General features: G+C 43.2%; 16 protein-coding genes. 10 read left to right on the top strand and 6 right to left on the bottom strand.

Features of this window, described 5'->3' with window-relative positions; genetic code table 11:
• The first annotated feature begins 38 nt into the window (after positions 1-38).
• Genes EXT43_RS16025 through EXT43_RS16010 form a run of 4 tightly spaced genes read left to right on the top strand, consistent with a single transcriptional unit; the run spans position 39 to position 3902 of the window.
• The gene (locus EXT43_RS16025) at positions 39-749 is read left to right on the top strand and encodes a YIP1 family protein (protein WP_058586182.1); all 711 of its coding nucleotides are present in this window, start codon (positions 39-41) and stop codon (positions 747-749) included.
• A gap of 48 nt (positions 750-797) precedes the next feature.
• A complete protein-coding gene (locus EXT43_RS16020; protein WP_130167417.1) occupies positions 798-1964 on the top strand; it encodes an efflux RND transporter periplasmic adaptor subunit in 1167 nt (388 codons plus the stop codon).
• Positions 1964-2671, top strand: a complete 708-nt coding sequence (locus tag EXT43_RS16015) for an ABC transporter ATP-binding protein (RefSeq protein WP_054562823.1) — start codon at positions 1964-1966, stop codon at positions 2669-2671. Before EXT43_RS16020 ends, EXT43_RS16015 begins: the two co-directional genes overlap by 1 nt.
• Positions 2664-3902 (top strand): ABC transporter permease, encoded by a 1239-nt coding sequence (locus EXT43_RS16010; RefSeq protein WP_063530017.1) that lies wholly within the window; start codon positions 2664-2666, stop codon positions 3900-3902. Before EXT43_RS16015 ends, EXT43_RS16010 begins: the two co-directional genes overlap by 8 nt.
• Here EXT43_RS16010 and EXT43_RS16005 read toward each other — a convergent pair whose 3' ends face one another.
• Together EXT43_RS16005 and EXT43_RS16000 are read right to left on the bottom strand one after the other, a co-directional pair.
• A complete protein-coding gene (locus EXT43_RS16005; RefSeq protein WP_054562825.1) occupies positions 3903-4226 on the bottom strand; it encodes a hypothetical protein in 324 nt (107 codons plus the stop codon).
• Positions 4223-4537, bottom strand: coding sequence for a Bor family protein (locus EXT43_RS16000; RefSeq protein ID WP_130167416.1), 315 nt, complete (start codon positions 4535-4537; stop codon positions 4223-4225). Before EXT43_RS16000 ends, EXT43_RS16005 begins: the two co-directional genes overlap by 4 nt.
• Before the next feature lie 175 nt (positions 4538-4712).
• Between EXT43_RS16000 and EXT43_RS15995 the strand changes: the two genes are divergently transcribed.
• Genes EXT43_RS15995 through EXT43_RS15985 form a run of 3 tightly spaced genes read left to right on the top strand, consistent with a single transcriptional unit; the run spans position 4713 to position 6645 of the window.
• Positions 4713-5567 (top strand): endonuclease/exonuclease/phosphatase family protein, encoded by an 855-nt coding sequence (locus tag EXT43_RS15995; RefSeq protein WP_130167415.1) that lies wholly within the window; start codon positions 4713-4715, stop codon positions 5565-5567.
• Positions 5568-5575: 8 nt separating this feature from the next.
• Positions 5576-5938: a DUF5329 domain-containing protein gene (locus EXT43_RS15990; RefSeq protein WP_240701518.1), complete on the top strand. Its 363-nt coding sequence runs from the start codon at positions 5576-5578 to the stop codon at positions 5936-5938.
• A 29-nt stretch (positions 5939-5967) separates the two neighbouring features.
• Positions 5968-6645: a nitroreductase family protein gene (locus EXT43_RS15985; RefSeq protein ID WP_055198623.1), complete on the top strand. Its 678-nt coding sequence runs from the start codon at positions 5968-5970 to the stop codon at positions 6643-6645.
• On the opposite strand, the gene EXT43_RS15980 is transcribed toward EXT43_RS15985, so the two are convergent.
• From EXT43_RS15980 to EXT43_RS15970, 3 genes are read right to left on the bottom strand one after another with little or no spacing between them, the layout of a single operon-like run.
• Entirely contained in the window at positions 6638-7699 is a 1062-nt protein-coding gene (locus EXT43_RS15980) for an efflux RND transporter periplasmic adaptor subunit (RefSeq protein WP_130167414.1), read from the bottom strand. The genes EXT43_RS15985 and EXT43_RS15980 overlap by 8 nt on opposite strands.
• A complete protein-coding gene (locus EXT43_RS15975; protein WP_130167413.1) occupies positions 7689-10976 on the bottom strand; it encodes an efflux RND transporter permease subunit in 3288 nt (1095 codons plus the stop codon). The genes EXT43_RS15980 and EXT43_RS15975 overlap by 11 nt, the downstream gene beginning before the upstream one ends.
• A gap of 7 nt (positions 10977-10983) precedes the next feature.
• A complete protein-coding gene (locus EXT43_RS15970; RefSeq protein ID WP_062564815.1) occupies positions 10984-11286 on the bottom strand; it encodes a metalloregulator ArsR/SmtB family transcription factor in 303 nt (100 codons plus the stop codon).
• 133 nt (positions 11287-11419) lie between these two features.
• Between EXT43_RS15970 and EXT43_RS15965 the strand changes: the two genes are divergently transcribed.
• The 3 genes from EXT43_RS15965 to EXT43_RS15955 all read left to right on the top strand — a co-directional run bounded on the left by EXT43_RS15965 (position 11420) and on the right by EXT43_RS15955 (position 13807).
• A complete protein-coding gene (locus EXT43_RS15965) occupies positions 11420-11608 on the top strand; it encodes a DUF2892 domain-containing protein (RefSeq protein WP_054562832.1) in 189 nt (62 codons plus the stop codon).
• A gap of 1 nt (position 11609) precedes the next feature.
• Positions 11610-11954, top strand: a complete 345-nt coding sequence (locus EXT43_RS15960; RefSeq protein ID WP_130167412.1) for a rhodanese-like domain-containing protein — start codon at positions 11610-11612, stop codon at positions 11952-11954.
• Positions 11955-12016: 62 nt separating this feature from the next.
• A complete protein-coding gene (locus EXT43_RS15955; RefSeq protein ID WP_130167411.1) occupies positions 12017-13807 on the top strand; it encodes an alkaline phosphatase D family protein in 1791 nt (596 codons plus the stop codon).
• Here EXT43_RS15955 and EXT43_RS15950 read toward each other — a convergent pair.
• Positions 13804-14346, bottom strand: a complete 543-nt coding sequence (locus tag EXT43_RS15950) for a PH domain-containing protein (RefSeq protein ID WP_130167410.1) — start codon at positions 14344-14346, stop codon at positions 13804-13806. The genes EXT43_RS15955 and EXT43_RS15950 overlap by 4 nt on opposite strands.
• Between the last annotated feature and the right edge of the window lie 59 nt (positions 14347-14405).

The following is a 14405-nucleotide window of genomic DNA, read 5'->3' as shown; positions in this document are numbered from 1 at the left end:
GTACCTAAAAACAAATGTTATAAAACAAGGAATAAAAAATGAAATCATCAAATGTCATGACCGCATTGGTTGATATTTTTATCAGCCCGAGCAAAGCCTTTAATGGCTTAAAAGAAGCAAAAGGTTGGTCTTTTGTTGCCTTTATTTTACTTGCCGGCATCCTCGCTGCCAGCATGTTTGCTTTTTACAATAAAGCTGACCCGCAGTTTTTAATCGATCAACAAGTGGCTGCAGCCAGTGTTGATGCCACCATTGCAGAACAAAAAATGATTCGCCAAAGCATGGAGCAAACCATAGATATGCAAGTGTGGTTTGCTATATTTGGTGGCATCATTGGTTTGGCTGTTATTAATGCTCTAATGGCAGGCTACTACCTATTTGTATCTAAGCAAGATCCAGAAGCTAACTACGGTTATGGTGCGTGGTATGGCTTTGGTGTGTGGACTATGATGCCAATGATTATCTCAAGTCTTGGTTTACTCATCTTAGTATTAACTGCGAGTACCGACCAAATCTCACAGACGTTATTTAACTATGCTTCGATTAACCAACTTTTAATTGGTTTAGAAATTGGCCACCCATTTTACACCTTACTTGAAAGTCTCAATATCTTTTCTATTTGGGGTATTTTCATCGCAGCTATCGGTTTAAAAAGCTGGACTAATTTCACTTTCAATAAAGCGCTACTGTTTGCAGCTCTACCAAGTATTGTTATTTACGGTATTTGGACTGTAATCGCTCTCGTTTAATTCTGCTTTGAGCGGCAATATGCCGCTCTTAACTACCAAGGAAGTAACATGAAAAAAGCCATTATTATTGGCCTCGCTGTTACGGCATTTGTCGCTTTACTGATTTCAAAACAAGTCACAGGCAATAAAGATGCACCAGAAATGCATATTGCAGAAGTTGAACAAGGCAATATTGCCGATTCAATTTTAGCCTCTGGCAACCTAGTCTTTAACACCCAAGTGCAACTGCGCTCAGAAGTGACAGGCCGTGTAGCGAAAGTGTTTGTAGAGGAAGGTGAAAGTGTCACTGAGGGCGATATTTTAATGCGCCTAGATACGACCGCGTTTGAATCTGAAGTTGCCCGCAACAAAGCCGTGCTTCGCGCGACCGAAATCGACATTAAGCATAGCGAAACCCGATTAAAAAATATCGAGCGTCAATTAAGCCGCCAAAAAGAGCTTTATGAAGTTGGCCTTGCTGGCCAAGAAGTGTATGAAAACCTACAAAATGCCCGCGATTTAGCAAAAATAGATATTGAAGCAAAACGTGAAGCTTACAACCAAGCCCAAGCATCATTATTGATTGCTGAAGACCGTTTAAATAAAAGCGTGTTTCGCGCTCCAATGAGTGGCCTACTTGCTTCGGTAAATATTAAAGAAGGTGAAACTGTTATTGCCGGAACAACCAACATTATTGGCTCAGACTTGATGCTAGTAGCCGATCCAAGCGCAATATTAGCCGAACTTCGAGTGGATGAAACCGATATCGCCGGTATCAAATTAGACCAACATGCAGATATCTATGCTGCCGCTTACCCAAATCAACCTTTTACTGGCAAAGTAATAAACATTGGCACATCAGCAAAAAATCAAGCCGGTTCACAAGGCTTATCATTTAAAGTCAAAGTACTACTTGATGCCACTGACCGCCAGCTATATGCCGGAATGAGTTGCCGCGCAGAAATCGCCACGAGCATTGCCGAAAATGGCTTAAAACTCCCCATCGAAGCCATTCAAAAAGAGGATGATAGCTACTTTGTCTGGAAGCTTAATACAGATAACACAGTAACTAAAACACCTGTTACGGTAGGTATTTCTTCAGATATCGAACAAGCACTAACCAGTGGTGTTTCTCGGGGAGATCGTATTGTTATCGGCCCTGCTAGACCACTTAGCTCACTAAAAGAGGGTGATACGGTAGCCGTTAAAAACAGCCCTGAAAAAGGTGCTAAATAATGTCTGCGGTGATCAAGCTCAGCAATATCAATAAACAATACAAAATGGGCGAACAAGTTTTCAAAGCCCTTGATGATATTAATATTGAAATTGCGCAAAATGAGTATGTTGCCATCATTGGCCCTTCAGGCTCAGGTAAATCAACCCTGATGAACTTGCTTGGCTGTTTAGATACTCCCACCAGTGGTGATTACTATTTAAAAGATAAGTTAGTAAAGCGAATGACCGAAACGGAGCTTGCTCATCAGCGTAATGAAAGTGTTGGTTTTATTTTTCAAAGCTTTAACTTATTACCAAGAGCATCCGCTCTTGAAAATGTTATGCAGCCTTTGGTGTATCGATTTATTTCTGCCAAAGAGCGAAAGCAACAAGCGCTCGAATCATTACAACGGGTTGGTCTTGGCGATAAAGTAAACCACCTTTCAAGCCAGCTTTCTGGTGGCCAACGTCAACGTGTCGCTATAGCTCGCGCACTCGTTACTAAGCCCCACATTCTACTTGGTGATGAGCCTACCGGTAACTTAGATAGTAAAACCACCACTGAAATCATGGCGCTGTTTGATGAGCTTCATAACGAAGGGCACACCATCATTTTGGTTACTCATGAACAAGATATTGCTGATCACTGCCAACGTGTTATTCGCTTAGTTGATGGCAAGGTTGTTAGTGATACCCGTAAAGGCGAAGGAACAAGACAACATGTTTAAATCTGCTATCGCTGTAATGGAAGGTACAAAAGCCGCACTGATGGCAATTAAAGCCAATGCGATGCGCAGTGCCCTTACCTGCTTAGGCATTATTATTGGTGTTGCAGCGGTTGTTACCGTGGTGGCAGTGATGCAAGGGTTTACCAAGCAAATTAATGATCAGCTTGCTGATATGTCTCCCGATGTCACCAATATAAAACCTTACACTAGCGTAGAAAAAGAAATGGTAGGTCAACAAGCAAAGTTAACCTACAGCGACTTTTTAACTCTAAAAGCACGCGTAAAAGAAGCCGAAACCTTTACTGCGCTAATGTTTACTTGGCGCTTTTCTGGTGCAGCAGAGTATGGCAATAAAAGTCATGCTTCACGGGTAATGGGCACCGAGCAAGACTACCAAAAAGCTTATCGCACCTACCCAGAACTCGGGCGGTTTATTCGCGCAGAAGATGATGAAAAACGTCGTCGAGTGGCGTTTATTGGCCCTTCAATTATCGAAAAGCTTAACCTGCCTGAAAACCCTGTAGGTGAATATATCAAACTCGGTGGTGAGTGGTTTCGCATTATTGGCGTTGCTGAAAAACAAGGTAGCTTATTGGGATTTGACCAAGACGATTACATTAATATTCCGATAAGTACCATGAGTGCGTTAGAGGGCGGCAGTGTTGATACTAATGTGCAAATGATGTTTCGTTTAAAAGACGATGCTAACGAAGCGCAAGTACTGGCTAAAATTCGCCGCATCTTACGCCAATTACATAAACTAAAAGACGGCGAAGATGACGACTTTGAGTTTGAAACCGCCGAAAAAGCTCGTGCTAATATTGATAAGTTTACCGGAAGTGCAACCGCAATTACCGCGGGGATCGTGGGTATCAGCCTGGTAGTTGGTGGTATCGGAGTGATGAATATCATGCTGGTTTCGGTAACAGAACGTACGCGTGTGATCGGCACCTTGAAAGCATTAGGAGCAACACCTGGCTTTATTATGCTGCAATTTTTAGTTGAAGCGGTGGTGCTATCACTTTTTGGAGGCTTAATTGGTTTAGCGATAGGGTATGGTGCTGCGGCACTAATATCAGTGTTAGTGCCGAGCATGCCAGATGCCTACATACCGGGTTGGGCGATTATGCTGTCATTTGGCTTTACTTCATTGATTGGTATTGTGTTTGGCTTAGCGCCCGCTATTAAAGCGGCACGCTTAAACCCAATTGATGCGCTGCGTTATGAATAACTAGTCTGGCTTATAAGGTACTTGAGCGCAGCTTATTTCAACTGTTTTCGGGTACCAAATAGGCCCAACTTGGTTTACTGCAACTTCAGCTAAGCCATTGGTGAACGACTTATAAGTGTGAACAGTTTGCCATTCGGAATCAGGACACTCCTCAGATAAGTCGACAGGCTTTGAACCTTCGTAAAGCGCTGCGGCAAAGTTATGATGCCATTGCTCTGTTGCAGGCGCTTTATTGGCTTGTGCAGCACTGCCATTATCAAAGTAGATATTTGTGCAACCACTTAAGGTTGCTACTAACACTGTTGTTACTAGTAGGCTTTTCATAATTGTTGCTCCTGTGCTTGTTGCTCACACCATACTTTTACTGTGTGAGGAGCATAAATTCCGAGTGTAACGAGTCCTAATGCGCCATCAGCGAATGTTTGTTGCGATTGCATTTGGGCAACTTTTTGATCTTGGCAAATAGCCTTTACATTAACGCGCTCTTCACCAACGAGGCCCCACAAAAAGAATGGGCGGCTATCTTGGTAATCAGCTTTAGTGGCTAATTTATTGGTTGTTTTTTCTGGCACTATGGTGACTGATGAACACGCTGTCACCGATAAGGCGAGCAGCATACAGGCCATTTGTTTCATGAGTAGTTCCTTTGTCTGAGTTGTTAAGCTCAGTAAGTATAAGAATATGAGTACTCATTTTGGGTAAGAAAGCGTATAGAAATTGTAGGAAATACTACAGTTTCTAACATTTAGCCTTTGAACTAAACTGGGACTATCGACGACTAACTCTTGAGAAAAGTAACTAAAGGTCATTATGACGGCATATCTGCGTATATTTTTATTTCTTGTGTGTTTGAGTGTGCTGTCTTGGTATAGCTTTTCAAGCGATCCTAGCTCTGATGAGCAACAAGGTATAACCAAAACCGCTGTGAACCTTGCTAATTGCCAACAGCAATTAGCGCAAAGCCGCATGCAAACTTACGCTAAACATTATATTTTGCCCTATCAGTTCAAGTTATTGAGTTGGAATATCTACAAAGCACAAATAGATGGCTTACTCACAGATTTGCAAAAGCTAAATGCCGATGCTGATATTGTGTTACTACAAGAAGCTATCGAAGAACCTGCACTTACAAAGCTCAAACCCTATTGGCGCTTTGCTAAAGGGTATAAGAGTGGCGGCGTGCAATCAGGGGTTATGACACTCAGCCGCTGGCCAGCTACTGTGCATTGTACACTCACCCATAAAGAGCCTTGGCTACGTAGCCCAAAAGCCACCAATATTGTGGAGTATGCGCTGCCTGAACAACAGTTATTACTCAGTATTAACCTACATGCCATTAACTTTACGATTGGCGTTAGTGACTTTAAGCAACAGCTCGACGATGCCGCCGCTATTATGCGAACGCATAAAGGCCCAATCGTATTTGCCGGTGATCTCAATACCTGGAGTGATGAACGCCAAGCCTTATTACAGCAAACATTGATCCAATTAGGTTTGCACGAAGCTATTTATTTAGATGATAAGCGCACCAAAGCATTTGGATTAGCACTTGACCAAGTATGGGTGCGTGGTGTCAAAATAGAAACTACCGTTGTACCTGAGCTTGCAAGCTCAGATCATAACCCAATTATTGCAACCCTGACGATAGAGCATCAAACGCTATGAGATTATGTATGAGAGGATATTGGTTTATCGCGTTAATATTATTGAGCATTAGCCAATTCAGTGATGCAGCCACCCCCGAACAAGAGATAAATCACCTCATTGATTTTGTTGCTAAAAGCGATGCCGTATTTATTCGCAACGGCACAGAGCACTCAAGCCAAGATGCTGCCGAACACCTTGCTATGAAGTATCGAAAAGCGACCCGCTATGCAAAAACTGCAGAAAAATTTATCGAAAACCTAGCGAGTAAAAGCTCATGGAGCGGTAAGCCCTATAAAGTAAGACTCAGCAATGGGTCGTTACTCAATGCAAAAGATTGGTTGAGCAATGAATTAAAAGAGTACCGCCGAAACCAACATATTCATAATTAAAATCATCAACACACAAGAAGCGAAAAGCCATGCAAGAACACAAAAATCAGCCACTCAACGACTTTATTGAGTACCCTCATGACGAGATGCTAAAACGCGCCGAAGAGTTTTTAGCCGTGAGTCAGCGTCGCCACAGTATTCGCAGCTTTAGCGACCGCCCAGTGCCAAAAGAAATAATCGAAACCTGTATTAGAGCGGCTGGCACTGCACCGAGCGGTGCCAATCATCAACCTTGGCACTTTGTAGCAATACACAGCAGCGATGTGAAAAAACAAATTCGAGAAGCCGCTGAAAAACTAGAGCGCTCATTTTATGAAGGTCGCGCAGGTGAAGAATGGTTAGATGCCTTAAAACCACTTGGCACAGATGCCAGTAAGCCCTACCTTGAGCATGCGCCTTGGCTAATTGCCGTGTTTAGTCAAAAGAAAGGCGGTATTTCTGCCGATGACAAAAATACCAATTACTATGTTCATGAATCTGTTGGCCTAGCAACCGGCTTTTTAATTCAAGCACTACACAGAGCTGGCCTTGCAACCCTTACGCATACACCAAAGCCAATGAGCTTTTTAACCGAAATTTGCGGCCGCGATAAAGATAATGAGCGCCCTTACATGCTGCTAATTGCAGGCTACCCAGGAACAGATGCAACCATCCCTGAGCATGCCTTAGTGAAAAAGTCGCTAGACGAAATAGCGACCTTTATTTAGCTTTAAAATCAACAGCCAGCACATCACCCGGGTTTAAACCTGAAACGATGTGCTGCTGTCCATCGAGCATTTCGCCAAGGCGCACATAGCGGCGCACTATCTGATTATTTTCAAGTAAATAGACCATACTCAATTGGCCATATTGATGTACCCAGCTTGAGTCAATCAACACCCCTTTTTCAGTGGCGAGCGGTAATTGTAATTGCGCATAAAGCCCAGGCATTAATCCAGTTTGCGCATCTGTTTCTAAACGGATTTCCATACTACGCGCAGCACTATCAGCAACCGGCACAATTTCTGTCACTGTGGCAGGCATTGACGTAGATAAAGCAGGTAGTTTAACAGTTAGAGTTTGACCAACATTCAACTTAATTGCTTGTTGTTCTCTGACATTAAATGCTAATTGCAATTGCTGTGGGTTATACAGTGCGAGTAATGGCGTGCCAGGAGTTGCGGTATCCCCAGGCTCTGCAAAACGTTCAACCACGACACCTGAAATCGGCGCTTTAATTTGCGTAAAACTCAATGCAACTTGCGCTTGTGTTTGCTGCTGCTTAGCAATTGCTAGGTTCGCCGTTAAATTATCGAACCTTGCTTTTGCATCGTCGTATTCGCTAACAGATACCAATCCTTGCTTGTATAAGTCGTTAATACGCTTTAGTTGTTTCTCCGCTTGAGTCAGCGAGGCATTAATTGCATTTATTTGTGCTTCGCTTTGAGCAAGTCCTGCTTTAAAGTCATCTTGCTGTAAGGTAATTAGCACGTCACCTTGTTTTACAGTATCGCCAGCGCGTACATTTAAACGCTCAACTTGTGCCATAACCCGTGATGAAATTTGCGTATTTTGTTTTGCAATCACGGTGCCCGGTACAACTTCATCACGCGCAATATCTGCCAGTGTCACAGTCACTAACTGACCAGTGTAATCATTTGCTGATGGGTTTTTCATGCCTGCAGCTTGCTTATCAGAGAAACTGCCCGCCATGTAAAGTACCGCCACAATGATCACAGATAACGCGATGATTGAACCAATAAGTTTCGATTTACCCTGCATGAGCTTGTTCCTCTTTGGCTGCATCCTTTGCAAACACTAAATAATAAACCAGCGGCACAACAAATAATGAGAACAATGTTGATGCCACAATACCAAAAATAATTGCGATCGCTAGACCGCTAAATACCGGATCTAGGGTGATCACCAAGTTACCTAATAAGGTGGTTCCCGCTGTGAGTAACACAGGGCGCATACGCACGGTGCCTGCGGCGATTAAAGCCTGTTTAATTGCCATACCTTGGCCGCGAGCTTGATTTATAAACTCAACTAAAATAAGTGAGTTACGAACCACAATACCGGCAAGTGCAATCATGCCTATCATGGCTGTTGCGGTGAATAGCACCGGCTCTGGAGCACCAGCAATACTGCGCTCTCCAAATTGATTTAATAGCCAAAAGCCCGGCATGATCCCTATTACGGTTAATGGAATAGCCGACATGATGATCAGTGACAAACTCGCAGAGTGTGTTTGAATGCGTAAGATGATGAAAATTGCAGTGAGCGCAAACGCAAAGGCAATACCCATATCTCTGAATACATCAATGGTAATTCGCCATTCACCTTCACCACTAAAGGTCACGTCAGTGCCAGCAGGTAATTGCCAAGCTTGGCTACCACCATTGTTGAAAAAGTGCCTACTTTGCCAATCTGTTTGGCTAAATTCGTCAGCGCTGATGCCTAAGTCGGCATTGACGTCAGCAATAATTTCAGCGGGTGTACGGCCATTTAGCTCAGCCATAACATACACAACATTACGCTGATCTTTACGCATAATTGGCTTAGCAACCTCTTGATGCTGAAATTCACCTAACTCAGATAGCGCCACCAGCGGACGCGGTGCACTTTGCAGCCCAAATTCGTCACTGGTTTTTGCAAGCTCCCTATCACCACGAACTTGTAATGCCAGCAATTGAGCAAATTGGTTACGGTCTTGATATGGCAGTTGCAGTTTTATATCGACAGGATCTGTTTCGCCGCTAACATATAACACCCCAGCATTTTGCCCATGCGAGGCAATGGCTAAGGTCTGGGCAATATCTTGCGTAGAGACCGCCGACAATGACGCTTTACTTTTATCAGTAACAAAACGTTGTAACGGCGCATTGGCAGCAATACTGGTATCAACCTCAACCACATGCGGCTCTTGCTTTAATCTTGCTGCAACGGCAAGGGCTGCTTGATAGTGAGTGTCTGTATCAACAAATGGCTCACTGTAAACTTCGGCCACTAAGGTACTTAAAACCGGCGGACCAGGTGGTACTTCAACCACTTTAATTACAATGCCATCGGTTGCCAGTGGCGCTAATGCGGCACGCAAGCGCATGACCACGCCATGAGATTGATGATCACGCTCAGTTTTATCAAGCAGTAATACTCTGAGCTCAGCTAAATTAGCAGCTTCACGTCGATAATAACCACGCACCATACCATTAAAGTCCATGCTTGATGGCTGACCAACGTAGGCTGCCGCCTCGCTTACTTCATTTAATTGCCAAGTGATGGTTTGTACTTGTCGAGTAAAAGCGGCGGTTTGCTCAAGGCTTGTGCCTTCTGGCATATCAATTAAAACTTGCAACTCGTTTTTATTATCAAACGGTAATAGCTTTAGAGGTACTGCACGCATTACGGGTAGCATGGCACTGGCGACAAACAAGGCTAATGTGGTCCATAGAACGAGTTTGGCGCGGCCTTTAGACTCAAGTAATGGTGATAATATGCGCTCGTATAAGCTATGCGGATTGGCTTCTAGTTGCATGCTGTCATCAACTGGCGCTTTCAGTAATTTCATGGCCAACCATGGCGTGACAAAAAATGCCACTATGGTTGAAACCATCACACTGACCGGTACATTAAATGCCATCGGTGCCATATACGGCCCCATCATGCCGGTGATAAATGCAAGTGGGATAAATGCCACCATAATGGTCAATGTAGACATAAACAGCGCCACACGAATTTCGCTCATGGCATCAACTATGCGTTGTTTTTTATCGCCTTTTTTTGTTAAAAAGCGACTTATGTTGTCTATCCCAGTAATGGGATCATCAACCAATAAACCTAAAGAAAGTATTAATGCAAACAGCGTGACTCGGTTAATCGTATAGCCAAAGGCAAAATCAAGTGTCAGGGTGATGCCGTAGCAAATAGGTACCGCTAGCCCCACAACAATCGCTGGTCGCCAACCTAAAAATACGCCAACAAAAATAACCACGGTAAATACCGCAAACACTAAGCTCGAGGTAAGGTTATTTACTTTTTCATTCGCGGTTTGGCCATAGTCACGCAGTACGGTGTAGCCCAGTTCATCTGGTAGTAGATTAGCCGATAAGCTATCCATCATGCTGTGCACTTCATTGGCTACAGCTACCGCATTGGTACCTGCTTGTTTAGCGACACTAATAGTGACTAAAGGAAGTTGTTGCTGATTATCTGATTGAGCCAACCATTGATAACTTTGTGCTTCGCTTGGCCCATCACTCACCTGGGCCACATCACTTAGGTAAACACTCTTACCATTAACCACATTGACAACAAGCCGTTCAATCGCAGATTGAGAGCGTAAAACATCACCCACTTGTAAGGCAATTTGCTGCTTACCCTCAACAACGCTGCCCACATTCACTAATTGGTTAGATACGCTAAGCGCATAATACACATCGGTTAATGTTGTTTGGTGTGCAGCAAGAGCACTTGCATCAAGGTTAATCGTTAATTGACGTGTTCGACCAGCAATCACTTTCACTTCGCTGGTATTTTCGATGCGCTGTAAACTGTTAGCGATTTCGTTGGCAAAGCGAGTTAGTTGATAATCATCGTAAAGTTTTGGATCTTTACTAAATAAGCCCAGCATTACTATTGGCACGTCGTTCACTTCAACCGGACGTATTTGCCATGAGCTGATCACTGACGCCATCGTGTGTTGATAGCTATAGAGTTTAGCGTAAGTGTCGAGAATGGCTTGCTCACGGTCGTGACCAACTTCAAAGCGAAGAGTAACAACAGCAGCATTACTTTGTGTAGTCGAGTAAATATGCTCAACGCCCGTTAACTGTGCCAATAACTTTTCCAATGGTTCAGTTACCAGCCTAGCTACTTCTGGCGCTTCGACGTTTGGCGCTGCCACATATATATCAAGCATAGGAACCACAATTTGCGGCTCTTCTTCACGAGGGGTTTGCTTTAATGCCATTAAACCAAGCAGCACCGACATAATAAAAATAATGACGGGGAGGCGGCCGCTCAAGCTGTTTTTTACTGCATTATCGATAGCATTCATTGCTTAACTACCTTTTGCAAAATAAACCATGAAGGGTTTCAAGGATTGCCATAACACTTTTATCGACCACGCGATAATAGATAGTTTGGCTTTCACGTCGAGTCGCAACTATCTGAACTTTTCTCAGCGCCGCTAAGTGTTGCGATAATGCTGACTGCGCCAATGGCACAGCTTCGTTTAATTCGCTCACGCTCATTTCACCATCTTGCAGCGAACATAAGATCATCAAGCGATTTTTATTCGCCAATATCTTTAGCATTTGCTCTGCTTGCTCCACATTGTCGGCCATAGCCGCAAAATCGATGTTCATAATCACACTACTCTATATTCTTAAAATACCGCTAAAGTATAGATTGATATATTAGAAAAGTCTAATATTAGAATTTACTAATGTAGTATTATCTAATATATTAAATACATCACTCTGTTATCGAGGTCTTATTATGAAACTAAATGACGCGCTTCGCTTAATTGCTGGTGTAATGATCTGTATTTCATTATTGCTACAACAGTTTCACAGTCCGCTGTGGATTTGGTTTACGGTATTTATTGCTCTAAACTTAATTCAATCGGCATTCACTAAATGGTGCCCAATGATCACTATTTTACGCAAACTTGGCATGGAGGATTAGTATGCTGACACCAATTCCTGACTTAATGAAAATTATTGCCCCAAGCCAGCGCCGCATTAGCGCTGACCAAGCAAAACAAGAGTTAAGCGAAAACCATGGTTTATTAATAGACGTACGCGAACCTGCTGAGCACGCAACTAAAGCAGCGACAGGTGCAATTAATATCCCACGTGGTGTACTTGAAATGAAATTAATGGAAATTGAAAAAGATCCTGCAAGACCCATTTACTTACACTGTGCAAGTAGTGCCCGCGCCACACTAAGTGCCGAAGCACTGACTCGTGTTGGCTACGAAAATGTCACTGTAATCACCTGTAATGCCGAACAAATCTGTCAGGTTTTTTAACTTCATAGAACAGTAACACTGGTCGGATAAGCTCGTACTTTTCTACTTATAGGTACAGAGCAATGACTTTTACGCGCAGACGCTTTTTAAAGGCATCGGCGGCTGGTTTTGGAGCCGCCGTTTTATCTTTTGGTTTAACGGGCTGTAGTCTTAATGACGATGATGACGAAACCACAAAGCAAATCCCTGTCAGCTTTGATCACGGTGTTGCCAGTGGCGACCCGCTCGCTGATAGTCTAATTATTTGGACTCGCATAACACCTCTTGAAAACGTCACGAGTGTTAACGTAGTTTGGCAAGCCTCAACAGATGCTAACTTTACAACCATTAGCCATGATGGCGAAACACAGGTAAGCGATGCAACTGACTTCACCTTAAAAGTTGATCTGCAAGGTCTCGATGCCAACACCACCTATTACTACCGCTTCATAAGTAATGGTAAAACCTCACCTACTGGAGCAGGTAAAACGCTTCCAACCGACAACATAGAACAAGTAAAATTTGCCGTTGTCTCTTGCGCTAACTATCCTGCTGGCTACTTCCATGTATATGGTGAAATCGCAAAACAAACCGATTTAGATGCAGTACTGCACTTAGGTGACTACATCTATGAATATGGTAATACAGGTTATGCCACTGAAGATGCCGCCGAGCTTGGCCGTTTATTACCTGATGACAATAGCGATGAAATCATTTCTTTAGCGGATTATCGCAAACGTTACGCCCATTATCGTAAAGACGATAACTTGCAAGCTGCCCATAGTCAGTGTGCATTTATTACTGTTTGGGACGACCATGAAATAACTAATGATACATGGCATAGTGGCGCTGAAAATCACAACGACGGCGAAGGTGAATTTAGCGAGCGCAAAATGCATGCGTTACAAGCCTACTTTGAATGGATGCCTATCCGCAATGTTGCCGATAAAGAACGTATTTATCGACGCTTTGAGTTTGGTAATTTAGTTTCATTACACATGCTCGATACCCGTGTTTTAGCTCGCGACGAGCAAGTTAATTATGCGGATTTCGACTTGACCAGCAGCCAAGGACAAACTGACTTTGTTGCAGCAATTAGCTCACCTACTCGTGCTCTATTAGGTAACGAGCAACTTACATGGCTGACTGATGGTTTAACGACAGCAACAACACAATGGCAAGTACTTGGGCAACAAGTGCTGATGACCAAAATGCATTTGCCATTCGAGATTTTACAGTTACTAATGGATATTCAAGTGACTCAAGCAAACGGTGCTGATCCATCTGCATTACTTGCTCAAGCAAATACCTTATTTAGTGAGCTTGCGCAAATTAAAGGGCGCGTATTAGCTGGCGATCCAACAGTTACTAGTGAGCAGCGAGCACGCGTAGAAACAACAGCGCCTTATAATCTTGATGCATGGGATGGCTATGCTTATGAACGAGAGGTAATACTTGGGACTGCAATTGCTGCACAAAAGAACTTGGTGGTTTTAGCTGGTGATACGCATAACAGCTGGGCAGGACAATTAGTCACTGATGCAAGTAACCCTGTTTCTGCTAACGCTGCAGCTGGTGTTGAGTTTGCAACATCTTCGGTTTCTTCTCCGGGTCTTGAGAACTACTTAGCGTTAAATACGCAATCGAGTGAGGCTGTCGCACAAATTGAGCAAGTTATTGCATTACTGGTTAACGACTTAGCCTACAACAACTTAGTTGAACGAGGCTACTTAACGGTCACCTTTACTCAACAGCAAGCGCTTGCCCAGTGGCATTATGTAAGTAGCGTTAAAACAGCCGATTACACACTGCTTAACGAGCGTCAAAAAGCGCTCAGCGTACAAGCTGGTAGCTCTACTTTACAAATGGCTTAACGCTTTTCATCTAATAGCGTAACTAACATTTGCTCAATGTTTTTTACGCTATAAGTAAGTGAGCGCAGCAGTTCTAACTGAGTATCTTCGGGTTGATGCTCAGCTTTAGTATTGCTGCTTTGAGTCATTTGATCTTTTTGTTTTAAGATTGCTTCACGAAACGTCTCAGCATCAACCACTCCGAGCAATGATACCAATGCACCTTGTCCTGATTGACCTGCCGTTTCAAAGCTCAGTCGATAAAGGCCAAATTGACGCATTAAAGGACCTTGGCTAAGTGCCACATCGGTTATTTTTTCAAGTGGGATCGATTTTTCTTCTTTAAAGAATACACCGCGTTTTACCACTAACTTACGCGTTAGCAACGTGGCTGACATCGCCGCTAAAATACGCCCTGCCACCAGCCAGATTATTAACGCAACAATGGGAATGAAAGGGATACCTACCATACTAATCACACAGGTAAAAATACCCAGTAATAACCAATACTGTTTTACTTTTGGATCAAAGCTGGCACTCAATAAACTGGTTTCTGTCATCATAGGCTCCTTGATAAGTAGTTATGACAATATACAAACTTTTCATTAAATACAAAAAA

This window comes from Pseudoalteromonas sp. CO109Y (assembly GCF_004208935.1).
Lineage (GTDB): Bacteria > Pseudomonadota > Gammaproteobacteria > Enterobacterales > Alteromonadaceae > Pseudoalteromonas > Pseudoalteromonas shioyasakiensis.
The sequence above is the reverse complement of the archived record's forward strand: the minus strand, read 5'-3'. Positions and strand labels throughout refer to the sequence as shown.